General features: G+C 65.8%; 25 protein-coding genes. 14 read left to right on the top strand and 11 right to left on the bottom strand.

The annotated features are described in order from the left end of the window. Positions 1 to 16: 16 nt before the first annotated feature. The 3 genes from JQ566_RS18980 to JQ566_RS18970 all read right to left on the bottom strand — a co-directional run bounded on the left by JQ566_RS18980 (position 17) and on the right by JQ566_RS18970 (position 1,987). Positions 17 to 712 (bottom strand): glutathione S-transferase family protein, encoded by a 696-nt coding sequence (locus JQ566_RS18980; protein ID WP_212374402.1) that lies wholly within the window; start codon positions 710 to 712, stop codon positions 17 to 19. Between the two features lie 268 nt (positions 713 to 980). Beyond that, on the bottom strand, positions 981 to 1,211 hold the full coding sequence (locus tag JQ566_RS18975; RefSeq protein ID WP_183243019.1) for a hypothetical protein: 231 nt from the start codon (positions 1,209 to 1,211) through the stop codon (positions 981 to 983). Beyond that, entirely contained in the window at positions 1,208 to 1,987 is a 780-nt protein-coding gene (locus JQ566_RS18970) for a TSUP family transporter (RefSeq protein ID WP_212374400.1), read from the bottom strand. The genes JQ566_RS18975 and JQ566_RS18970 overlap by 4 nt, the downstream gene beginning before the upstream one ends. Before the next feature lie 195 nt (positions 1,988 to 2,182). Here JQ566_RS18970 and JQ566_RS18965 point away from each other — a divergent pair, with 195 nt between their 5' ends. From JQ566_RS18965 to uvrB, 4 genes are all read left to right on the top strand, one after another. Continuing rightward, a complete protein-coding gene (locus tag JQ566_RS18965) occupies positions 2,183 to 3,097 on the top strand; it encodes a LysR substrate-binding domain-containing protein (RefSeq protein ID WP_212374398.1) in 915 nt (304 codons plus the stop codon). A gap of 117 nt (positions 3,098 to 3,214) precedes the next feature. Continuing rightward, positions 3,215 to 3,439 carry a hypothetical protein gene (locus JQ566_RS18960; RefSeq protein ID WP_035710417.1) on the top strand — a complete coding sequence of 75 codons (225 nt, stop codon included), beginning with the start codon at positions 3,215 to 3,217 and terminating at the stop codon, positions 3,437 to 3,439. A 55-nt stretch (positions 3,440 to 3,494) separates the two neighbouring features. Continuing rightward, positions 3,495 to 3,722, top strand: a complete 228-nt coding sequence (locus JQ566_RS18955; protein WP_212374396.1) for a hypothetical protein — start codon at positions 3,495 to 3,497, stop codon at positions 3,720 to 3,722. Positions 3,723 to 3,815: 93 nt separating this feature from the next. Then, positions 3,816 to 6,716 (top strand): excinuclease ABC subunit UvrB, encoded by a 2,901-nt coding sequence (gene uvrB / locus JQ566_RS18950; protein ID WP_212374395.1) that lies wholly within the window; start codon positions 3,816 to 3,818, stop codon positions 6,714 to 6,716. 83 nt (positions 6,717 to 6,799) lie between these two features. Here the strand turns inward: uvrB and JQ566_RS18945 are convergent, their stop codons facing one another. Then, on the bottom strand, positions 6,800 to 7,180 hold the full coding sequence (locus JQ566_RS18945) for a hypothetical protein (RefSeq protein ID WP_212374393.1): 381 nt from the start codon (positions 7,178 to 7,180) through the stop codon (positions 6,800 to 6,802). A 382-nt stretch (positions 7,181 to 7,562) separates the two neighbouring features. On the opposite strand from JQ566_RS18945, the gene JQ566_RS18940 reads away from it, so the two are divergent. The 5 genes from JQ566_RS18940 (at position 7,563) to JQ566_RS18920 (ending at position 11,140) form a co-directional block, all read left to right on the top strand. Next, a complete protein-coding gene (locus JQ566_RS18940) occupies positions 7,563 to 8,009 on the top strand; it encodes a nuclear transport factor 2 family protein (RefSeq protein WP_212374391.1) in 447 nt (148 codons plus the stop codon). A 232-nt stretch (positions 8,010 to 8,241) separates the two neighbouring features. Next, positions 8,242 to 8,682: a nuclear transport factor 2 family protein gene (locus JQ566_RS18935; RefSeq protein WP_212374389.1), complete on the top strand. Its 441-nt coding sequence runs from the start codon at positions 8,242 to 8,244 to the stop codon at positions 8,680 to 8,682. A gap of 281 nt (positions 8,683 to 8,963) precedes the next feature. Beyond that, positions 8,964 to 9,872, top strand: a complete 909-nt coding sequence (locus JQ566_RS18930; protein ID WP_212374387.1) for a hypothetical protein — start codon at positions 8,964 to 8,966, stop codon at positions 9,870 to 9,872. Positions 9,873 to 10,201: 329 nt separating this feature from the next. After that, positions 10,202 to 10,624 (top strand): hypothetical protein, encoded by a 423-nt coding sequence (locus JQ566_RS18925; protein WP_212374386.1) that lies wholly within the window; start codon positions 10,202 to 10,204, stop codon positions 10,622 to 10,624. Positions 10,625 to 11,002: 378 nt separating this feature from the next. After that, a complete protein-coding gene (locus JQ566_RS18920) occupies positions 11,003 to 11,140 on the top strand; it encodes a hypothetical protein (protein WP_212374384.1) in 138 nt (45 codons plus the stop codon). A gap of 39 nt (positions 11,141 to 11,179) precedes the next feature. Here the strand turns inward: JQ566_RS18920 and JQ566_RS18915 are convergent, their stop codons facing one another. The 3 genes from JQ566_RS18915 to JQ566_RS18905 all read right to left on the bottom strand — a co-directional run bounded on the left by JQ566_RS18915 (position 11,180) and on the right by JQ566_RS18905 (position 12,457). Beyond that, complete coding sequence (locus JQ566_RS18915; RefSeq protein ID WP_212374382.1) at positions 11,180 to 11,326, bottom strand: hypothetical protein; 147 nt, start codon at positions 11,324 to 11,326, stop codon at positions 11,180 to 11,182. Positions 11,327 to 11,525: 199 nt separating this feature from the next. After that, the gene (locus JQ566_RS18910; RefSeq protein WP_212374380.1) at positions 11,526 to 12,005 is read right to left on the bottom strand and encodes a MaoC family dehydratase; all 480 of its coding nucleotides are present in this window, start codon (positions 12,003 to 12,005) and stop codon (positions 11,526 to 11,528) included. Continuing rightward, on the bottom strand, positions 12,005 to 12,457 hold the full coding sequence (locus JQ566_RS18905; RefSeq protein WP_212374378.1) for a MaoC family dehydratase: 453 nt from the start codon (positions 12,455 to 12,457) through the stop codon (positions 12,005 to 12,007). Before JQ566_RS18905 ends, JQ566_RS18910 begins: the two co-directional genes overlap by 1 nt. 194 nt (positions 12,458 to 12,651) lie before the next feature. Here JQ566_RS18905 and JQ566_RS18900 point away from each other — a divergent pair, with 194 nt between their 5' ends. After that, positions 12,652 to 12,948 (top strand): DUF4282 domain-containing protein, encoded by a 297-nt coding sequence (locus tag JQ566_RS18900; protein WP_028134403.1) that lies wholly within the window; start codon positions 12,652 to 12,654, stop codon positions 12,946 to 12,948. 145 nt (positions 12,949 to 13,093) lie between these two features. Here the strand turns inward: JQ566_RS18900 and ychF are convergent, their stop codons facing one another. From ychF to JQ566_RS18880, 4 genes are all read right to left on the bottom strand, one after another. Continuing rightward, complete coding sequence (gene ychF / locus JQ566_RS18895; RefSeq protein WP_212374376.1) at positions 13,094 to 14,191, bottom strand: redox-regulated ATPase YchF; 1,098 nt, start codon at positions 14,189 to 14,191, stop codon at positions 13,094 to 13,096. A 5-nt stretch (positions 14,192 to 14,196) separates the two neighbouring features. Then, positions 14,197 to 14,802 carry an aminoacyl-tRNA hydrolase gene (gene pth / locus JQ566_RS18890; RefSeq protein WP_212374374.1) on the bottom strand — a complete coding sequence of 202 codons (606 nt, stop codon included), beginning with the start codon at positions 14,800 to 14,802 and terminating at the stop codon, positions 14,197 to 14,199. Positions 14,803 to 14,860: 58 nt separating this feature from the next. Then, positions 14,861 to 15,580, bottom strand: coding sequence for a 50S ribosomal protein L25/general stress protein Ctc (locus JQ566_RS18885; RefSeq protein ID WP_212374372.1), 720 nt, complete (start codon positions 15,578 to 15,580; stop codon positions 14,861 to 14,863). A 322-nt stretch (positions 15,581 to 15,902) separates the two neighbouring features. Then, entirely contained in the window at positions 15,903 to 16,154 is a 252-nt protein-coding gene (locus JQ566_RS18880) for an accessory factor UbiK family protein (RefSeq protein WP_212374370.1), read from the bottom strand. Positions 16,155 to 16,351: 197 nt separating this feature from the next. Between JQ566_RS18880 and lgt the strand changes: the two genes are divergently transcribed. The 4 genes from lgt to JQ566_RS18860 all read left to right on the top strand — a co-directional run bounded on the left by lgt (position 16,352) and on the right by JQ566_RS18860 (position 19,915). Then, positions 16,352 to 17,197, top strand: a complete 846-nt coding sequence (gene lgt / locus JQ566_RS18875; RefSeq protein WP_212374368.1) for a prolipoprotein diacylglyceryl transferase — start codon at positions 16,352 to 16,354, stop codon at positions 17,195 to 17,197. A gap of 21 nt (positions 17,198 to 17,218) precedes the next feature. Next, the gene (locus tag JQ566_RS18870) at positions 17,219 to 18,337 is read left to right on the top strand and encodes a class I SAM-dependent methyltransferase (protein WP_212374365.1); all 1,119 of its coding nucleotides are present in this window, start codon (positions 17,219 to 17,221) and stop codon (positions 18,335 to 18,337) included. Then, the gene (pgeF, locus tag JQ566_RS18865; RefSeq protein ID WP_212374363.1) at positions 18,334 to 19,101 is read left to right on the top strand and encodes a peptidoglycan editing factor PgeF; all 768 of its coding nucleotides are present in this window, start codon (positions 18,334 to 18,336) and stop codon (positions 19,099 to 19,101) included. Before JQ566_RS18870 ends, pgeF begins: the two co-directional genes overlap by 4 nt. A 184-nt stretch (positions 19,102 to 19,285) precedes the next feature. Then, positions 19,286 to 19,915: a hypothetical protein gene (locus JQ566_RS18860; protein WP_212374361.1), complete on the top strand. Its 630-nt coding sequence runs from the start codon at positions 19,286 to 19,288 to the stop codon at positions 19,913 to 19,915. The last annotated feature ends 23 nt before the right edge of the window (positions 19,916 to 19,938 follow it).

The following is a 19,938-nucleotide window of genomic DNA, read 5'->3' as shown; positions in this document are numbered from 1 at the left end:
TACGAAGCTACGTGCGTTACACCGCAAATCCCGGCGACTTCCGCGCCACGCCGTCGAACGCATCCAGCAGCTTTTCGCGCCAGGCATAGACCGGATCATCCGCTTCGAGCAGCTTGAACGGGCTGACCACGCGCGCCCACTGGAAACCGCCGAATACGATGTAGTCGGCGTAGTTCGGTGCCTGCCCGCCGAGAAAAGGCTGCGTCTTGAACGTCTGCCGCATGATCTCCAGCGATTTGCGGAACGCGACGATGCCGCTGTCGCGGCTCGCCTGGACCTCTTCCAGGCTCTTGCCGAACCGCGCCTCGCGCGACTTGCGGAAATAGGCGGCATCGACCTCGCCGAGATTGTTTGGAATATCGGCGATAACAAGCGGAGAGAGACCGCCGACGATGGCGATGTCGCCCCACGCATTGATCATGCGCGCCATGGCGCGGCCGCCCTCGCCGCCGAACAGCGACGGGCGATCCGGAAAATTGTCCTCGATATAGTTCGCGATGGTCCAGGAATCGACGACGGGCTTGTCGTCATGCAGCAGCACGGGGACCCTCTCCGAGCCGTGCGGCGCAATCACGCTCTTCTCGGTGAAGCGCCAGGGCAGCGATTCCGCCGATAGTCCCTTATGCGCCAGCGCCATCCGCGTACGCCAGCAATACGGGCTGAACGGGCGCGCGGGATCGGTGCCGACGAGTTCGTAGAGTTTGAGCGACATGATTGGCGGCCTCCTCATGCTCCGTCATTGCGAGGAGCCCTTGCGACGAAGCAATCCAGACTGCTTCCGCGGCGACATTCTGGATTGCTTCGCTGGCGCTCGCAATGACGATGTGGAGAGAGGTGCGCACACCAATATCCGTCGTCATGCCCCTGCGAAGGGGCATCCAGTACGCCGCGGCAGTCGTGTAACACGCCACCGCTGGTGATTACTGGATCATCCGCCTTCGCGGATGATGACAGCGAGGACGCGGGGAGAGGCGCAGAAACTACCGCCCGTTGGTTCGTAGCAACCTCTCGCCGCCTTCCGTCACCGCGATGACCAGCCCCACGCCCGGCAGCGTCTCGCGCGCGACGTAGCCGCGGTCGGCAGCGTCCTCCCAGATGGTGAGGCGCGGGCACGAGGTCTTCCAGGTCGCGATCACCTCGGCATAGGCGCGCGGCTCGCGCGCGACCCATTCGACGAAGTCCAGCACCAGCGGATCGGCAGTCTCGCTCATTGCAAACCTCCCCTGTCGAAGGCGGCCAGCACCGGGGTGCGAACCAGCAGCCAGCCGCCATAGGCGATGTAGTAGCAGGCAATGGTGGTGATCAGCTTGTTCGACCAGGCGATGAATTGCTGGTCGGTCATGGCTTCGAGGATGCGCCGCGCCAGCGTGGTGCCGAGCATCGAGGCTGCAATCGCGACGCCGGCGAGCACGGGATCGAGGCTCGCGGCCTGATCGATGATGCCGCCGAAATAGACCAGCTTGGTGAAATGGCTGACGAGCTGGCACATCGCCTTGGTTGCGACCTTCTCGCGCCGGCCGAAATCGCCGCCGAGGAAGAAGGTGTCGAGCAGCGGGCCGGAGACGCCGGTCATCAGCATCAAGCCCATGCAGATCGTGCCGTAGACCGTGCCCTGCCAGAGCCTGTCGGGATCCGGCTTGATGTTCGCGGGAAGCAGCCGCGCCATGAACGGCGTGGCGCCCAGCATCAGCAGCGCGACCGGCTTGTCCGGCACGTAGCGGGTGAGCGACCACGCGGCGAGCGCGACGGCAGCGCCGACCACATAGTTCGCCACCGGCCGCCAGCGGATATGCGCCCGCCACAGAAACGCGCGCCAGCCGTTCGAGGCCATCTGCGTGATCGCATGCAGCACCATCGCGGTCGGCAGCGGCATCAAGGCCAGAAGCACGCCGATCAGGATCAGCCCGCCCGCCATGCCGAACAGCCCCGACAGGAACGCGGTTGCCACCATCAGCAATCCGAGGGCAGCGATCATGATGGGCGTCACGAGGAGGTTCTCCGTAGCAAGTGAGGGACGCAGACTGCTCGCACTCCCTCGCCCCGCCTGCGGGGAGAGGCGAAGAAGCCGCGGCGTTCCCGACAAATCAGCGTAAAATCTACGCTGCAAGTTGTGCCTCGCTTGCCCCTCTCGCGCAAACTGAGTTATCTTGCCCTGGCATCAGCTTTCCTGAGGGTCGGGCATTTGCGGCGGCTGCTGTTTCTCAACGGCATCAAGGCGTTCGAGGCGGCGGCGCGGACCGGCAGCTTTGCTGCGGCCGGGCTGGAGCTGAGCGTGTCGGCCGCCGCCGTCAGCCGCATGGTGCACCTCTTGGAAGAGCGGCTCGGCGTCGCGTTGTTCGAGCGCAAGGCCAACAGGCTCGTGCTGACGCAGGCCGGCCGCGCCTATCAAAGCGGGCTGACCCCGATCTTCGATGCGCTGGCGAGCCTCACCGCGCAGGTGACGGCGCCCGCCAGCGTGCGCGTGCTCACCATCGGCGTCGGCCACACCTTTGCGATGCGCTGGCTGATCCCGCGCCTGTCGGAGTTTCGCAGCGAGGAGCCCGACATCGAGGTGCGCTTCACCACCGGCGGCGCCGCGGTGCCGTTCGGCGAGGACTGGAGCTGCGGCATCAAGCTCGGCACCGGCGAGTGGCCCGGCCTCGTCGCCGAGCCGCTGTTCGCCGGCGACCTCACCCCCGTCTGCGTGCCCCGCCTCGCGGGCGGCCTGAAGCGTCCGGCCGACCTGAAGGGACCGAGCCTGATCCGCGTCGCGCACTCACCCGAGGACTGGCCGATCTGGCTGAAGGCCGCGGGCGCTGCGCGGATCAGCGCGCGTGGGCCCGAGTTCCAGTTCTACGGCCAGGCGCTGCAGGCCGCCGCCGACGGGCTCGGCATCGCCATGGGCATCCGCCCCTATATCGACGACGATCTCGCTGCCGGCCGGCTGGTGGCGCCATTCGACCTCTCGGTGCCCAAGGGCATGCGCTGGTACCTGCTCTATCGCAGCTTTCAGACCGAGCAGCGCGACTTTGCCGCGTTCCGCCGCTGGATCATGCGGGCGGCGTCGGAATCAGCGGCCCGCCCGCGGCGGATCGGCCGCGCCGCGGCGCGAAGCTGAAGCCTCTTCGATAAGCCCTGGGGCAGAAAAGCCGCGTCGCTTGTGAACGGCTTCACATCCACAAATCCGCAAATGTGGTTCCCTGACCCTCCGAAAAGAAACGTGGGACCTACATTCATGACGACCCTCTACGACGGCTTTGACATCGAATCCTTCGAAGCTGGCAAGGGGCTGTGGCACGCGCGGATCCGCCGTGCCGATTTCAGCCCGGTGGCCATCGACGGCGTGCTGTTTCCTGCCATGGAAGTCGGCTTCGCCTGGCCCGATCGCGATGCCGCGATTGCCGATGCCAAGCACCACATCGATCGCTTCCGCCGGCGCGCCGACGGCGACGACGAATAGACCAACGGGTCCGCGGGCGGACCAGAGACAGGGCGGCGAAAGGGGAAAACCGGTCATGTCCATCATCGAAATCAACGCAGCGCGACCGCGGATCTACGCCCGCGCGGTGCTGTCCAACTGCCCGGAATGCGACGGCGATCTCGCGGTGCTCCGCGTGATCGGCGGTCGCGCCGGATGCGAGTACTGGACCATGCGCTGCACCGATTGCGGCGGCATCCATCTCGATATCCTCGAGCCGCATGTCACGGCCGGGGACGATGGCGGACCGTTGCCGGTGGCGTGAGGTCCCGGCCTGCTGCCAACCTGCTGTCAGCAGCCTGCATGGCAACGGGCATTCGCCCTTTATCGCGGGGCGGACTCGTCCCATATTCGCCTCATGGCGAAGAAACCTGCATCTCCCGAAAAATCCGGCAAATCCCCCAAATCCAAAGCACATCGGCCCGACGTGCAGCCGATCGGGCCGGCGCTGGCCGAATTGCTCAATCCCGCGATCAATCGCGGCGATGCCGGGCTGGGCTCGGGCACCGGGCTGCAGCCGCCGCCGGACAATTCGCGCGACCGCCGCGCCGGAGGCGAGGCCGCCGCGCACCGCGCGCGCGCTTCGACGCCGAAGGACTTCGCCGGCGACCGCCCGGCAGGACTGGAGGAGGCACCGCAGGCCAATTATGGCACCGCCGCCACGATCCCGACGCTCGATCCGGAACTGGCGCGGCAACTCGGACTGCCGACCGAGGAAGACGATGCCGAGGCGCTGGCGCGTCCGCCGCGTTCCAAGATGGAGGCGCTGGGCGTCAAGGCGACCGCCGACGCACTGGAATCGCTGATCCGCGAGGGCCGGCCGGAGTTCCGCAAGGGCGACGGCTCGATGAAGGTGTGGACGCCGCACCGGCCGCCGCGCCCGGAAAAGTCCGAAGGCGGCGTGCGCTTCGAGATCAAGTCGTCCTACGAGCCGCGCGGCGACCAGCCGACCGCGATCGCCGAGCTGGTCGAAGGCATCGAGCGCAACGACCGCTCGCAGGTGCTGCTCGGCGTCACCGGCTCCGGCAAGACCTACACCATGGCCAAGGTGATCGAGGCGACGCAGCGCCCGGCCCTGATCCTGGCGCCGAACAAGACGCTGGCCGCCCAGCTCTATGGCGAGTTCAAGAACTTCTTTCCGGACAACGCGGTCGAATATTTCGTGAGCTATTACGACTACTACCAGCCGGAAGCCTACGTCCCGCGCACCGACACCTATATCGAGAAGGACTCCTCGATCAACGAGCAGATCGACCGCATGCGTCACTCGGCGACGCGCGCGCTGCTCGAGCGCGACGACGTCATCATCGTCGCCTCGGTGTCCTGCATCTACGGTATCGGCTCGGTCGAGACCTACACCGCGATGACCTTCGCGCTGAAGAAGGGCGAGCGCATCGACCAGCGCCAGCTGATCGCCGACCTCGTCGCGCTGCAGTACAAGCGCACCCAGGCCGATTTCACCCGCGGCACTTTTCGCGTGCGCGGCGATGTGATCGACATTTTCCCGGCGCACTATGAGGACCGCGCCTGGCGCGTGAACCTGTTCGGCGACACCATCGAGACCATCGAGGAATTCGATCCGCTCACCGGCCACAAGCAGGACGAGCTCGAATTCATCAAGATGTACGCCAACTCGCACTATGTGACGCCGCGCCCGACGCTGGTGCAGGCGATCAAGTCGATCAAGTTCGAGCTCAAGCAGCGGCTGGACCAGTTGCACGACCAGGGGCGCCTCTTGGAAGCGCAGCGGCTGGAGCAGCGCACCACCTTCGACCTCGAGATGATGGAGGCGACCGGAAGCTGCGCCGGCATCGAGAACTATTCGCGCTACCTCACCGGACGCCGCCCCGGCGAGCCGCCGCCGACGCTGTTCGAATACGTCCCCGATAACGCGCTGATCTTCGCCGACGAAAGCCACGTCACCATCCCGCAGATCGGCGCCATGTTCCGCGGCGACTTCCGCCGCAAGGCGACGCTGGCCGAATACGGCTTCCGCCTGCCCTCCTGCATGGACAACCGCCCGCTGCGGTTCGAGGAATGGGACATGATGCGGCCGCAGACCGTTGCGGTGTCGGCGACGCCGAGCGGCTGGGAGCTGAACGAGAGCGGCGGCGTGTTCGTCGAGCAGGTCATTCGCCCCACGGGACTGATCGATCCGCCGGTCGACATTCGTCCCGCCCGCACCCAGGTCGACGATCTCGTCGGCGAGGTGCGCGCCACAGCCCAAGCCGGCTACCGCTCGCTGATCACGGTTCTCACAAAACGCATGGCGGAGGACCTCACCGAATATCTGCATGAACAGGGCATCCGCGTCCGCTACATGCACTCCGATATCGACACCATCGAGCGCATCGAGATCATCCGCGATCTTCGCTTAGGTGCGTTCGACGCGCTGGTCGGCATCAACCTGCTGCGCGAGGGCCTCGACATCCCCGAATGCGCGCTGGTCGCGATTTTGGATGCCGACAAGGAAGGCTTTTTGCGCAGCGAGACCTCGCTGATCCAGACCATCGGCCGCGCCGCGCGCAACGTCGACGGCAAGGTGATCCTCTATGCCGACCAGATGACCGGCTCGATGGAGCGCGCCATCGCCGAGACCAACCGCCGCCGCGAGAAGCAGGTCGAGTACAACACCGCCAACGGCATCACGCCCGAGAGCGTGAAGAAGCAGATCGGCGACATCCTCAACTCCGTCTACGAGCGCGACCACGTGCTGGTCGAGGTCGGCGGCCACGACATGACCGACGACGTCATCTCGATCGGCCACAACTTTGAAGCCGTGCTCGCCGATCTCGAAACGCGCATGCGCGAGGCCGCCGCCGATCTGAACTTCGAGGAAGCCGCGCGCCTGCGCGACGAAGTCAAGCGCCTGCGGGCGACGGAGCTCGCCGTGGTGGACGACCCCACCGCGAAGCAGCGCGCGGTGGCGGGCAAGGCCGGCGCCTATGCGGGCGCGAAGAAATACGGCGACGCCGCGAATTTGCCGGTCAGCGCGATGAAGAAGAAAACCGTGAGCTCCGCGCTGAAAGCCAGCGGCGGCGGCAGCGGCTCGAAAGTGCACAAGCCGCATCTCGACGAGATGCACGGCCCGGAATCGCTGCCCTACCGCGCCAACCCGAGCCTGCCGTCAAAACCTTTCGGCAGCACAAGCAGGATCATCCAGCCGACGGACTCGCGGCAATCAGGGCCGGAGTTCGGCCCGGCGCCGAAGTCGACGGGGGGAGCGCCGGGACGAAGGGGCGGGTGGAAGAAGAGGTAGGCGCAACCGGGCGAATGGTGGTTATGGATTCCGGGCTCGCTGCTTCGCAGCGCCCCGGAATGACGAGGAGGAGATTGCTCTTCTCACCCCACGCTCGCCGTTACCACCGCCATCACCGACAGCAGCAGCACGATGGTCACGAGCTGGAGCGAGGCGACGGGCTGGGTGCGCCATGCGGTGATCTTGTCGGAGAGCGACAAATGGGCCTCGAAGAATTTCGGCTCGTAGACGGTCTTGAAAGCGGCGGGGAAGCTCGGGCCCAGAGCCACCGCGAGCATTGCGTGCATCAGCGAGGCGATGGCGACGAAGATGGCGACGCCGGGGTCGCCGACGAGGTCGTGGTTGCCGACGAGCTTGAGCAGGAAGGCCGCAGTGGCGAAGGTCGGGAAGCTCTGCAGGGTCGCGGTCAGCGCGAGGCCTTCGAGCGCGTTGTGCAGGCGGGACTTTCTGGCGATGGCGGCCATGGCACGTCTCCCTGATGACTTGCGGATGACGGTAGCTACGATGCCGGAGCGGTGATGTGAGATGGGTCACGCCCTATTCCGCGACCGGAACCAGCGGCGAGATGGATTCCGGGTTCGCGCCAAGTGGCGCGCCCCGGAATGACGGAGAGTTACAGCTTCCCCTGCCCGTTGGTCGGGCTCTGCTGTTGCCGCTTCCACGCACCCGAATAGCACGAATTCGTGCAGCCATCCCACAGTTCAACCCGCAATTGTGCCCCATGAACCAGGTATTGCGCTCGCGCGTCAAACCGTCTGCAACATCCCTGTGATTTTGCGGATTGCCGGTGCGCGAAGCCGCGCGTTAGCGTTGCGCGACGTCACGGGCCAAACGAGGACGGGCGGAATGACGGTCGAGAAGCTGAATCGCCAGCGCGTCGTGCACCTGCTCGATGCCTTCGCGCGCGGCGATATCGAGACGGCGCTGTCCTGCTGCACCGACGACGTCGACTTCCTCACCCACGCGCCGATCGACGTGCTGCCGCACATGGTGCCGCGCCACGGCAAGCAGGAGCTGCGCGAGCTCTGGCAGACGGTCTGGTCGCGCTATTCGGAAATCCGTTACAAGGCGCCGCACATCCTCGCCGAGGGCGAGGCGGTCGCGACCTACATGCACGCCTATTTCAGGAAGCGCAGCAACGACCGCCTCGTGCAGTTCGACATCGCGGTGTTCTACAGCTTCCGCGGCGGGCTGGTGGCGGAGATCCGCGAGATCATCGATTCCTACGACCTGGTGCAGCAGGTGCTGGAACGGGAGATCGGGCCGCTGATCGTGGGCGCCAGGGCGGATTGATCCTCGCCCTCGCCTGGAACCCGCGTCGGAGACCTCGCGCCGAGCCCGGAATTTTACGGGGTTCTATTGTAAATCTCACAGAACCCGTTCAATGGTGCATTGCAAAAACGTGAATTGCGTTTTGGCCGAAACCCCGTATTTTATTCGTATACAAACGAGTTGAGCCCCGGCACCTGACTGTGCATGGGGTTGTTTTCCGTTTTTTCGCAAGCCAGCTTCAGGACCGCCCCAAATGACAGAGCACAGTCTCTGGCGTTTCTCGCGTGCGTTGCACCGCGCGATCAACGACCGGGATTTCAGGGATATCGAAGCCTTGATCGACGAGGACGTCGAGTGGGCGCTCTACGGCCCGATCGACATGTTTCCGTTCCTCGGCGCGCGCCAGGGCAAGGATGCCGTGCTCGAGGTCATCCGCCAGCTCGCCGACAATTTCCACGTCCGCCGCTTCGACCGCGAGAGCATCATGCTGGGCGTGGATTCCGCCGCCTCGATGCTGCGCTATTCGCTGACGGCTCTGGATTCCAACAAGCCGATCAGCTTGCGCGTGGCGCAATTCGCCCAGTTCAAGGCGGGCAAGCTCATCAGCATGCGGGTGCTGATCGACACCTTCGACCTGGTCGAGCAGGCACTCGGCCGCGCCATTCATCTGCCGAAGATGACCAGCGTCGGCTGAGGGGGACGCCAACGGGCCCCGCTGTTCGGGACCGATGACGAGGCGATCGCGACGTCCTGGCCTCCAGCCCCGCCGGATGCCGTCGCATCACAAGCTCGTCATCGGGCGCGCGCCTTTCGCGCGGCCCGTTGGTTCGCGTCCCGTTGGTTCGCGTCCCCTGGCGAACCGCCACAATTCCGCAACGATGAATCGGCATTTTCAGCGCCGGAATGGCGCATGGTCTTTGCGGACGGCCGATATATATTGCCGGAAAGCATGCGCCGGGGCTCGCGGGCAGGACGATGGAATTCTCGACAGGATTTGGCTGGACCAGGCTGCCATTGCTGGCGGCCGCATTCATCTTGGGCTCGGCGCTGACGGTTTCGGCGCAGATCATTCCGCCCGCAGCCGCTGCGCCTGACGACGAAGCGACCGAGACGGCGGAGGCCCCCGACGTCAACGACCCCGACGTGCTCAAGGGCATCGATGTCGACAAGCTCGACTGGAGCCAGCTCGCGGTCGATGCCGGGACTGGCATCGACCCCATGGCCGCCAAGAAGCGTGCCCAGGCCGCCGCCAAGGAGGGCCTGGACTGGTCGTCGAACCCCAATGCAAACGGCTCCTCGGCAGTGACCGTGAAGCAATCCGTGTTCTCGTTCTGGGATACGCGGGTCGGCGCCGACATGACGGTGACGAGCGAGCCCAGGACGATGTCCGAGCTGCTGGCGCAGAAGGCCGCCAATGGCGGCAGCCTGCCGCAATCCTCCGGCAGCGCCTGGGCGGCGGCGACCGCGCCCGGCGCGGGCGCGATCTGGGACAAGACCGCGGTGGAAGCCCGGGTCGATCCCGGCGCCGAGCACAGCAAGATCGGGGCGTCACTGACCAAATCGGTGCCGCTGTCGGGCGACACCTCGCTGACGCTGCAGAACGGCTACAGCGTCAACCAGCAGGGCACCACCGCAGTCCCCGGCATCGGCGGCCACATCACGCGCAATTACGAGACCGACCAGACCGCCAAGATCACCATGACCGACACCGGCACCAGCATCACCGCCGGCCAGACGCTGTCGACCACCGACGACAAATGGCTGCGCAAGTTCGGCGCCGAGCAGAAGCTGTTCGACAACGTCACGGTCTCCGGCTCGGTCGGCGAAACCTCGCAAGGCGCGATCAACAAGAGCGTGACGGCGGGTTTCAAGAAGAGCTGGTAGACCGAGCCTCCCCTCCCTCCCCTCATCCTGAGGGCGCTCCAAAGGAGCGCGTCTCGAAGGATCGAGGCCCGCGCTGCCACAGCGGGGCCTTTCATGGTTCGAGACGCGCGCGAAGGGCGCGCTCCTCACCATGAGGGGATAGAGGTTCGTCGCTGGACCAGCATTCACACTCCGCTAACCATACGCCACGGCAAAACCCCCGAATGGTCCCCCCTTGCCGCATCTCGGCCCATTTGCGGCCAAATTCGGACGCACAGATGGGGGAGCCTCACAGACGTCGTCGTGCGGGGGACACTCGCGCTGCGCTCAACGCGAACAGGGGAACAACGATGAACGCCACCCGTCCCGAAAAGGTCGAAGCCACCGAGACCGAAACGGTCGACACCAACCTCGCGGCCGTGACCGAGGTCGAAGCCGGCATCCGCGATTTCGTCCGCAACGACATCGCCTATCTGCGCCGTCCGGCATCGAGCACCACCGATGCGCCGCCGCTCGACCCGAGCGCGGAAGCCACCGTCAACAACGTCAACTCGCTGATCCAGCGCGTCGCCGGCACCTCGCTCGCCGAGATCGAGAATTTGATCTCCGAGCTCGAGAGCCTGCGCGACCTGCTGCATGCCGAAGGCCAGCGCGTCCAGCGCGAGATCTCCGGCTACGCCCAGCTCAGCCAGGCCGCAATGAAGTCGACCCGCATGATCGCCGACAACGTCGCGCAGTGGAAGCGCGCCGCCGACGGCCTGCGCAACAGCTGATCGCAAAGCACCGCATCGCCAGCCGCCGCGTTCCCGGAAGGGGCGCGGCGGTTTTGATTCTGAGGTTAGGGTCACGCCGTTTCTCCGACACAGGTGTCATCACCCGCCTAGTGCGCAATTGCGCACAGGGGCGGGTGATCCAGTACTCCGAGACAGCGAGGCTGGAGCCGAGAAGCCGCGGCGTACTGGATGCCCCGCCTTCGCGGAGCATGACAGCAGAGGGTGAGACAGCGCGGCGCAATGGGTCCCGGCTCTGCGCAGCAGCGTTGCACGCTGCAGCGCGTCCGGGACACGAGGGGCACTTTTGAACCCTCCGGCCCTCCCCGGCGACCAATGCCAAGCGCCCGTGCAGGTACGGCCGGGCTCAGGGGACATGTCATGGAAAGCATTCGGCCCGACACCACGGACCCCATACCGCTGCGGCCCGCGCCGAATCAGCTCGGCACGATCATGCTGCGCTTTGTCGGATTGCTGGCGGTTGCGATCGCGGTGCTGGCGTTCGTCTACAGCCGCTGACAGAGGGCCGGAGACCGGCCGCAAAAAATCAACGAAGCCTTACCAGGCGGCTTCCACAGTCGTGGCTTCCAGCGTGTAGGCGCCATCGGCATAGCCCTTCACCACCATGCCGGCGACCAGCATCACAGCCAGCGTCGCGGTCGCGAAGATGAATCCAACAAATTTGAGTGCGCCGCGGTCAGCCATGGTCCTCGTCCCCTGTCTTCTGCCCCATTCGTTTCAATTAGACAGCGACAGGTTCATAATTAGTTAGCAACTCACCGGTTCCGCCAAACTGCTTTGCGGTAACCATGTTGCGCAGGCTTATGGCAGCCGCCCGGAATCGCGTCCATAGCGCGCGGGCAACACTCCCGCACTCATTTGCCTCGCTTATCTTGGAACTGATCTAATCCTTCTTCCGCAGCGGCACGAAGGCTGAGGCGGTGATGGAATAGACCTCCTCGCCGCGCTGGTTGGTGCCGGTGGTGCGGGCCGTCAGAATGCCCCAGCCGGGACGCGAGGCCGAGGTGCGCTTGTCGATGACCTCATTGACGTAAGCGACGGTATCTCCCGCGAGCACCGGCCTGATCCAGCGCAGGTCGCGAAAGCCCGGCGACGGGCCCCACACGGCAACCTCCTCGCCACGTGAAGCGGCCTCGCGCGCCAGGCGCTGGCCGTCGGCGACAAGCAGGCTCATGCAGGCCGAGCCGACATGCCAGCCCGAGGCGGCGAGCCCGCCGAACAGCGAGTTCTTGCCTTCCTCCTCGTCGAGGTGAAAGCGCTGCGGATCGAATTTGGCGGCGAACGTCTTGATGGACTCCGCCGTGAACGTATAGGCGCCGATCTCGCGGCGCTGTCCGATCGCGATGTCTTCGAAGAACCGCATCAGGCCGCTCCCTCGCGCCGCTTGATCAGGATCGGCGAGGTCATCTCGGCAAGCGCCTGCCCCGCCGCATTGCGTGCGGTGCATTTGAACTTGACGATGCCGAGCTCCGGACGGCTCTTCGAGGTGCGCGCCTCCACGACGTCGACGTCGAGCGTGAGTTCGTCGTCGGGCCGCAGAGGCGACAACCAGCGCACCTCGTCGACGCCGGGCGAGCCGAGCGAGGCGGCGCCTGTGATGAAACCGTCGGCCATCATCCGCATCATCAGCGAGCAGAGGTGCCAGCCCGAGCCGGACAGGCCGCGCAGCATGCTTCTCGCCGCGGCCTCCTCGTCGAGGTGCATCGGCTGCGGATCGAACTCGGCGGCAAAGGCCAGAATCTCGTCGCGGGTGACACGGCGCGGGCCGAACGTTCCGAACCGGCCGGGCGGGAAATCTTCGAAGGTCAGGGTCATCTTGGGAAAGCTTTGCGGGAATGACAGATTGTGGCCGCACTTTGCGGCAATCTCAACCCGCCGGCCCGCATGGCTCGTGCTACATACGGGGTGGCCGCGGTGGTTTGAGTCGGATCAGCCGAGGGCCGGAATGCATCGACGCGGCCCGAATTTGACGTCCCGATTTGACGTCCCGATTTGACTTGGGGAAAGCAATGTTTTCATTCAGCGACCTGTTTCAATGGGACCGCTTCATCACGCCGACGATCATCAAGACCTTCTACTGGCTGGTGATCGCGCTGATCTGCCTGTTCGGCCTCTCCGGCATCTTCTCAGGCCTTGCTGCGATGGCGATCAGCCCGTTCGGCGGCTTCCTGGTGCTGCTGTCCTCGATCGCGAGCGTCGTCGTCGGCATCGTGTTCTCGCGCATCGTCGCGGAGCTGATCCTGATCGTCTTCCGCATCAACGAGCATCTCGGCGCGATCCGGGACCAGGGCAGCGGGATGCGGTGAGGACGGCGCAGGTGCCGTAGCCGTAGGGTGGGCAAAGGCGCGAAGCGCTGTGCCCACCGTCCTTCCGCGATTTGAGAAGAGAGGTGGTGGGCACGCTTCGCTTTGCCCACCCTACGAGGCCGACGTCCGGGGCACGAGATCCAGCTTACGTATTGAACCGGAAATGCATCACGTCGCCGTCGGCGACGACGTATTCCTTGCCTTCGAGGCGGAGCTTGCCGGCATCGCGCGCGCCGGCTTCGCCGCCGAGCGCGACGTAGTCCTCATACGCGATGGTCTCGGCGCGGATGAAGCCCTTCTCGAAATCGGTGTGGATCACGCCGGCCGCCGCCGGCGCCTTGGTGCCGCGATGGATGGTCCAGGCGCGCGCTTCCTTCGGGCCGATGGTGAAGTAGGTGATGAGGTCGAGCAGCGTGTAGCCGGCGCGGATCAGGCGATCGAGCCCGGCTTCTTCGAGGCCCAGCGTCTCCAGGAATTCCGCACGCTCTTCTCGGGAGATCGTCGCGATCTCGGACTCGATCTTGGCGGAGATGACGACGGCAACCGCGCCTTCCTTCGCAGCCTGCTCCTCGACCGCCTTGGAGAAGGCATTGCCGGTGGCCGCGGAGCCCTCTTCGACGTTGCAGACGTAAAGCACCGGCTTCGACGACAACAGGCCGAGCATGGAGAACGCGCGCTCTTCCTCCGGCTTGCGCTCGACGAGGCGCGCGGGCTTGCCCTCGCGCAGCAGCACCAAAGTGCGGTTGACGAGGTCGAGCTGCTCCTTGGCGTCCTTGTCGTTGCCCTTGGCCTTCTTGGTGAGGTTGTCGACGCGCTTCTCGAGGCTGTCGAGGTCGGCGAGCATCAGCTCGGTCTCGATGGTCTCGATGTCGGCGAGCGGGGCGATCTTGCCTTCGACATGGGTGATGTCGGAGTCCTCGAAGCAGCGCACGACATGCGCGATGGCGTCGACCTCGCGAATGTTGGCGAGGAACTGGTTGCCGAGGCCTTCGCCCTTCGAGGCGCCGCGCACGAGGCCCGCGATATCGACGAAGGTCAGCCGGGTCGGAATGATCTGACCCGACTTGGCGACGGCGGCGAGCTTCTCCAGGCGCGGATCCGGCACGGCGACCTCGCCGACATTCGGCTCGATGGTGCAGAACGGATAGTTCGCGGCTTGCGCCGCGGCCGTCTCGGTCAGCGCATTGAACAAGGTCGACTTGCCGACATTGGGCAATCCGACGATCCCGCATTTGAATCCCACGAGCGTTATTCCTTGCCGTTCTCGTCCTTGGTCAAAAATCCCTTCGCCTGCATGGCGAGATGCACCCTGTTGGCGAAGGTCGCGTCCGTGCCTTTGGCGAGCAGCGCGGCGTGCTCGGCGACCGCATCGCAGAGCGTCGCCACCCATTCGTTGTCGGCCTTGGCGAAGTCCGACAGCACGTGGCCGTGCACCATCTCCTTGACGCCGGGATGACCGATGCCGAGCCGCACCCGGCGATAGTCGTTGCCGATATGGGCCGAGATGGAGCGCAGGCCGTTGTGGCCGGCGATGCCGCCGCCGATCTTCACCCGCACCTTGCCCGGCGGCAGCTCGAGCTCGTCATGGAACACGGTGACGTCGCCCGGCGCGATCTTGAAGAAGCCTGCCGCCTCCTGAACGCTGCGGCCGGACTCGTTCATATAGGTCATGGGCTTGAGCAGGATCACGCGCTCATTGCCCAGCGAGCCCTCGGAGGTCTCGCCCTGAAAACGACGGCGCCATGGCGCAAAGCCATGACGCCGCGCGATCTCGTCGACGGCCATGAAGCCGATATTGTGCCGGTTACGTGCGTATTTCGCGCCGGGATTGCCGAGCCCAACAAAGAGTCGCATGACGCGGCGCGCCCCTCGCTCGGCGCGCGATCAAGGACCGCGCGCCAGCCTTGAGAGATTACTTCTTCTTGTCGCCGCCGGCGGGAGCCTTGGCAGCCGCCGCCGGAGCAGCAGCGGCCGGAGCAGCCGCACCAGCCGCCGGAGCAGCCGCAGCGCCCGGAGCAGCGCCACCGGCAGCCGCCGCAGCTGCGGCCTTCTGCTCTTCGGCGTAGCCGGACGGCGGCACGATGGTGACGAGGGTCGCGTCCTCGCGGGCCAGCGCCTTCACGCCGGCCGGCAGCTTGATGTCCGACAGATGCAGCGAGTGACCGATCTCGAGCGAGCCGACATCAGCCTCGATGTATTGCGGGATGCTCTCGACGCCGCATTCGAGCTCGATCGCGTGGGCGACGATGTTGACGGTGCCGCCGCGCTTCACGCCCGGCGAGCCTTCCGCCTTCACGACGTGCAAGGGAACGCTGATGCGGATGGTGGCGCCTTCGCCGAGCCGCATGAAGTCGACATGGATCGGGAAGTCCTTGACCGGATCCAGGTGGTAGTCGCGCGGAATCACGCGGTGCTTCTTGCCCTCGAGGTCGATGTCGACCAGCGTGGTCAGGAACCGGCCGGCGAGGATGCGCTGGCGCAGTTCACGATCTTCGATCGAGATCGTCAGCGGGGGCTGGTTGTTGCCGTAGATCACTCCGGGCACTCGCCCGGCGCGACGCTCAGCCCGGGCGGCCCCCTTGCCGCTCTTCGGACGTGCGGTCGCCTTCAATTCCTTGACGGTCGTCGCCATGTCGTTAAGTCCTTGTTTTTGCAAAAGTTAATGGGCCGCAGCGCGGCCCATGGCATCATCCGCAGCAAGCCTCCAGGGGTGCGGGGGCCGCGGACGTGGCGGGCTTTTACCCGGAAGATGCGGAAATGACAAGGAGAATGGGCTGGCAGGCCCGGGTTCTTACCCTCCCCTGGAGGGGGAGGGTCGATCGCGCGAAGCGCGAGCGGGGTGGGGTGACAGTCTCTCGATCGAGGCGGTGCCCGAGTGGAGAGATCACCCCACCCCGGCGCTGCGCGCCGACCCTCCCCCTCCAGGGGAGGGTAAGAGACGTTCTAGACCGGCGTCACCCGCCGAGCTTGGCCTCCAGCGCCGCGATCCGCACTTTCAGCGCCTCGTTCTCCTCGCGCGCCAGGCGCGCCATGTCCTTGACCGCCTCGAACTCCTCGCGCTTGACGAGGTCCATGTCGCGCAGGAATTTTTCGGCCTGCGTGCGCATCACCGTGTCGAACTCGCGCTTGACGCCCTGGGCCGCACCGGCGGCGTCGTTCATCAGGCGGCCGATCTCGTCGAAAAACCGGTTGCTGGTCTGGGTCATTGCGGCCTCCGATAAACTTTGCGCGAACTCTCGAAAGACAATGGCAATCCCATTGGTCCGGTTCAAGGGCCGATCGCCGGTATCCTTGTCATGAACCGGTTTGCTTGCAATCGTATTCAACGTCCCTGCATAAGAAGAATCACGGGGCGCCTGCTGGCGCTCGACCGCCGCGATCTCGCTTGGACATAGAAGGCGCGATGCCCTTTCTGCTGATCGACTTTCCCGCCTTCAAGCCGATCGCGATCGAGATCGGCCCGTTCGCGATCCGCTGGTATGCGCTGGCCTATATCTGCGGCATCGTGTTCGGCTGGCTCTATGCGCGCTCGCTGCTGAAGAACGAGCGCCTGTGGGGCGGGCCGGCGCCGATCTCGCTGGCGCAGGTCGACGACTTCATCCTCTGGGTCACGCTCGGCATCATCCTCGGCGGCCGCACCGGCTACGTGCTGTTCTACAACCTGCCCTTCTTCATCGACCATCCCGCCGCGATCTTCAGATTGTGGGAGGGCGGCATGTCGTTCCATGGCGGCTTCCTCGGTTGCGTGGTCGCGGTGATGTGGTTCGCCTATCGCAACGGCATCTCGATCCTGTCGCTCGGCGACATCACCACCGCGGTCGCCCCGGTCGGGCTCTTGCTCGGACGCATCGCCAACTTCATCAACGGCGAATTGTGGGGCCGCGCCACGGACCCGAGCCTGCCGTGGGCGATGATCTTCCCCAACGATCCGACGCAGCTGCCGCGCCATCCGAGCCAGCTTTATGAAGCGGGCATGGAGGGCATCCTGCTGTTCACCGTGCTCGCGATCATGATCCGCTTCGGCGCCTTGAGGCGCCCCGGCATGATCCTCGGCGCCTTCATCCTGATCTACGGGCTGACCCGGATCGCCGGCGAGCATTTCCGCGAGCCGGACGCGCAGCTCGGTTTCCTCTGGGGCGGATTAACCATGGGCATGCTGTTGTCGATCCCGATGCTTATCGTGGGCCTCATACTTATTGTATTGGCAGTGAGGCGCGGTGCGCCGAAGCCGATCGAGGCCGTTCGTTAGTTCATTTCGAGAAAGCATGCCGTGACCGACCAGCCGCTCCTCAACGAGATCAAGGCGCTGATCAAGTCCTCAGGACCGATGCCGGTCTGGCGGTACATGGAACTGTGCCTGATGCACCCGCGCTACGGCTATTACGTCTCGCGCGATCCGCTCGGGCGCGAGGGCGACTTCACCACCGCGCCCGAGGTCAGCCAAATGTTCGGCGAGCTCCTGGGGCTGTGGACCGCCTCGGTCTGGAAGCAGATGGGCTCGCCGCAATTTTTGCGGCTGGTCGAGCTCGGCCCCGGCCGCGGCACCATGATGGCGGATGCGCTGCGCGCGCTCCGCGTGCTGCCGCCGCTCTACCAGGCGCTCCACATTCACTTGGTCGAGGTCAATCCGGTCTTGCGCGAACGGCAGAGCGCGACGCTCGCCAACGTGCGCAACATCGCCTGGCACGACAGCATCGACGAGGTGCCGGAGGGCCCCAGCATCATCCTCGCCAACGAATATTTCGACGTGCTGCCGATCCACCAGATGATCCGCCACGAGAACGGCTGGCACGAGCGAGTGATCGAGATCGATCCCAACGGCAAGCTTCAGTTCGGCGCGGCGCCGGAGCCGACGCCGCGCTTCGACGTGCTGCTGCCGCCCTTGGTGCGCGCAGCTCCCGTCGGCGCCGTGTTCGAGTGGCGGCCCGACGGCGAAATCATGAAGCTCGCCACGCGTGTGCGCGACCAGGACGGCGCGGCGCTCATCATCGACTACGGCCATCTGCGCAGCGATGCCGGCGACACCTTCCAGGCCATCGCGCGCCACACCTTCGCCGATCCCTTGAAGGTACCGGGCCAGGCCGACGTCACCGCTCATGTCGACTTCCAGGCGCTGGCGCGCGCGGCCGAGGATGTCGGCGCCCGCGTGCACGGCCCGGTGACGCAAGGCGACTTCCTCAGGCGCATCGGCATCGACACCCGCGCCGCCGCCTTGATGCAGAAGGCGGCGCCCGACGTCGCCACCGATATTTCGGTGGCGCTCAAGCGCCTGACCGATACCGGGCGCGGCGGCATGGGCTCGATGTTCAAGGTGCTCGGCATCTCCGAGCCCCGGCTATCGGGCCTTGCCGGCCTCAGCGATCTCGAACAGGCAGGAGAGGCCTCATGACGCTTGCTTCGTCGCTGCTGTCGGCGGTGCCCGGCCTGCGCCATGCGTTCTTCACCCGCGAGGGCGGCGTCTCCGGCGGCATCTATTCCGCGCTGAACGGCGGGCTCGGCTCCAACGACGACCAGGCCCTCGTCGCGGAGAACCGCCGACGCATGGCCGAGCATGTCGGCGTCGCACCCGAACGCTTCCTCAGCCTGCACCAGATTCATTCGCCCGACGTGCTCGTCGCCGAAATGCCGTGGCCGAACGGCCCGCGGCCGAGGGGCGATGCGCTGGTGACGAAGACGCCGGGCATCGCGCTCGGCGTCTCCACCGCCGATTGCGGACCGGTGCTGTTCGTCGACCCCAATGCGCGCGTGATCGGCGGCGCGCATGCCGGCTGGAAGGGCGCACTCACCGGCGTGCTGGAAGCGACGATCTCGGCGATGGAGACGCTCGGCGCCACGCGCGGCGGCATCATCGCCGCGATCGGCCCGTTGATCCGCCAGGACAGCTACGAGGTCGGCAACGAGTTCGTCGCGCGCTTCATCGAGGCGGACGCGGACAACGCGGTGTTCTTCATCCCCTCGTTACGCGAGGGCCACGCGATGTTCGACCTCGCCGGCTTCATCCGCCAGCGGCTGGAGGCCGCCGGCATCCTGATGATCGACGATCTCGGCCTCGACACCTACGCCGACGAGCGCTTCTTCAGCTATCGCCGCTCGGTGCATCGCAAGGAGCCGGATTACGGCCGGCACGTTCACGCCATCGCGCTCGAAGCGTGAACACAAGAGCAACACGCCGTCATTCCGGGGCTCGCGAAGCGAGAACCCGGAATCCATCGTGCAGCAAATTATGCGGAGAAATGGATTCCGGGCTCGCGCCAAGTGGCGCGCCCCGGAATGACAGTGTGTTTGTGGCTCGCCCGCCCTAGACCTTAATCTATTTTAACGATATCGCTGCCCTCCAATGAGGGAAGCGTCATCTTTTCTGTGCCGCGCGGGTTCGCGCGTGCTGGCGGTCATGCTGCTGGCAGCCGCGACCGCGCTTGGCGGCTGCGCCGGTGGCGGCGGCAATGCCGCCAACTCCTATGCGATGGCACCGAGCACCGGCTCGGGAGCGACGGTCGCGTTCGAATCCATCGACGGGCCGCCGCCGCCGGTGTTCGACCGCATGGTCGGCGTGCTCGACAGCGAATCCAAGCTGCGCAGCCTGTCCGTGGTCTCCCGCGAGGGCACGGCCGCCTACCGCGTGCGCAGCTATCTCTCCGCCCAGGTGGTGCGCGGCAAGACCGTGATCGCCTGGGTCTGGGACGTCTACGACGCCAACCAGCAGCGGGCGCTGCGCCTCTCCGGCGAGGAACCGACCTCGGCCAAGGGCGGCCGCGACGCGACACGCGATCCTTGGGCCGCGGCCGACGACCTCGTGCTGCGGAAGATCGCCCAGACCGGATTCAGCGGACTTTCCAACATGATCAACGGCACGCCGGATGCCCCCGGCGCGGCTCCGGCGTTGCGGGGACCGGCGGTGGCAAGCGTCGTCAAGGACGCCCCAGGGCCGGACATGCCGGCCTCAGCCCTCGGCTATGCCGAACGATAACCCCCGCTAAACCACGGCCTCAA

This window comes from Bradyrhizobium sp. SZCCT0231, from assembly GCF_018130245.1.
Lineage (GTDB): Bacteria > Pseudomonadota > Alphaproteobacteria > Rhizobiales > Xanthobacteraceae > Bradyrhizobium > Bradyrhizobium japonicum_F.
This window is presented reverse-complemented; position numbering and strand designations above follow the sequence as displayed.

Coding starts and splice junctions, on each gene's coding strand:
- JQ566_RS18915 (WP_212374382.1), bottom strand. CDS start 11,326: ATGGCTGACCGCGGCGCACTCAAATTTGTTGGATTCATCTTCGCGACC.
- JQ566_RS18920 (WP_212374384.1), top strand. CDS start 11,003: ATGGAAAGCATTCGGCCCGACACCACGGACCCCATACCGCTGCGGCCC.
- JQ566_RS18975 (WP_183243019.1), bottom strand. CDS start 1,211: ATGAGCGAGACTGCCGATCCGCTGGTGCTGGACTTCGTCGAATGGGTC.
- JQ566_RS18910 (WP_212374380.1), bottom strand. CDS start 12,005: ATGCGGTTCTTCGAAGACATCGCGATCGGACAGCGCCGCGAGATCGGC.
- JQ566_RS18900 (WP_028134403.1), top strand. CDS start 12,652: ATGTTTTCATTCAGCGACCTGTTTCAATGGGACCGCTTCATCACGCCG.
- JQ566_RS18945 (WP_212374393.1), bottom strand. CDS start 7,180: ATGGCCGCCATCGCCAGAAAGTCCCGCCTGCACAACGCGCTCGAAGGC.
- JQ566_RS18960 (WP_035710417.1), top strand. CDS start 3,215: ATGACGACCCTCTACGACGGCTTTGACATCGAATCCTTCGAAGCTGGC.
- JQ566_RS18930 (WP_212374387.1), top strand. CDS start 8,964: ATGGAATTCTCGACAGGATTTGGCTGGACCAGGCTGCCATTGCTGGCG.
- JQ566_RS18940 (WP_212374391.1), top strand. CDS start 7,563: ATGACGGTCGAGAAGCTGAATCGCCAGCGCGTCGTGCACCTGCTCGAT.
- JQ566_RS18925 (WP_212374386.1), top strand. CDS start 10,202: ATGAACGCCACCCGTCCCGAAAAGGTCGAAGCCACCGAGACCGAAACG.
- JQ566_RS18980 (WP_212374402.1), bottom strand. CDS start 712: ATGTCGCTCAAACTCTACGAACTCGTCGGCACCGATCCCGCGCGCCCG.
- uvrB (WP_212374395.1), top strand. CDS start 3,816: ATGGCGAAGAAACCTGCATCTCCCGAAAAATCCGGCAAATCCCCCAAA.
- JQ566_RS18905 (WP_212374378.1), bottom strand. CDS start 12,457: ATGACCCTGACCTTCGAAGATTTCCCGCCCGGCCGGTTCGGAACGTTC.
- pgeF (WP_212374363.1), top strand. CDS start 18,334: ATGACGCTTGCTTCGTCGCTGCTGTCGGCGGTGCCCGGCCTGCGCCAT.
- JQ566_RS18885 (WP_212374372.1), bottom strand. CDS start 15,580: ATGGCGACGACCGTCAAGGAATTGAAGGCGACCGCACGTCCGAAGAGC.
- pth (WP_212374374.1), bottom strand. CDS start 14,802: ATGCGACTCTTTGTTGGGCTCGGCAATCCCGGCGCGAAATACGCACGT.
- lgt (WP_212374368.1), top strand. CDS start 16,352: ATGCCCTTTCTGCTGATCGACTTTCCCGCCTTCAAGCCGATCGCGATC.
- JQ566_RS18880 (WP_212374370.1), bottom strand. CDS start 16,154: ATGACCCAGACCAGCAACCGGTTTTTCGACGAGATCGGCCGCCTGATG.
- JQ566_RS18955 (WP_212374396.1), top strand. CDS start 3,495: ATGTCCATCATCGAAATCAACGCAGCGCGACCGCGGATCTACGCCCGC.
- JQ566_RS18935 (WP_212374389.1), top strand. CDS start 8,242: ATGACAGAGCACAGTCTCTGGCGTTTCTCGCGTGCGTTGCACCGCGCG.
- JQ566_RS18860 (WP_212374361.1), top strand. CDS start 19,286: ATGAGGGAAGCGTCATCTTTTCTGTGCCGCGCGGGTTCGCGCGTGCTG.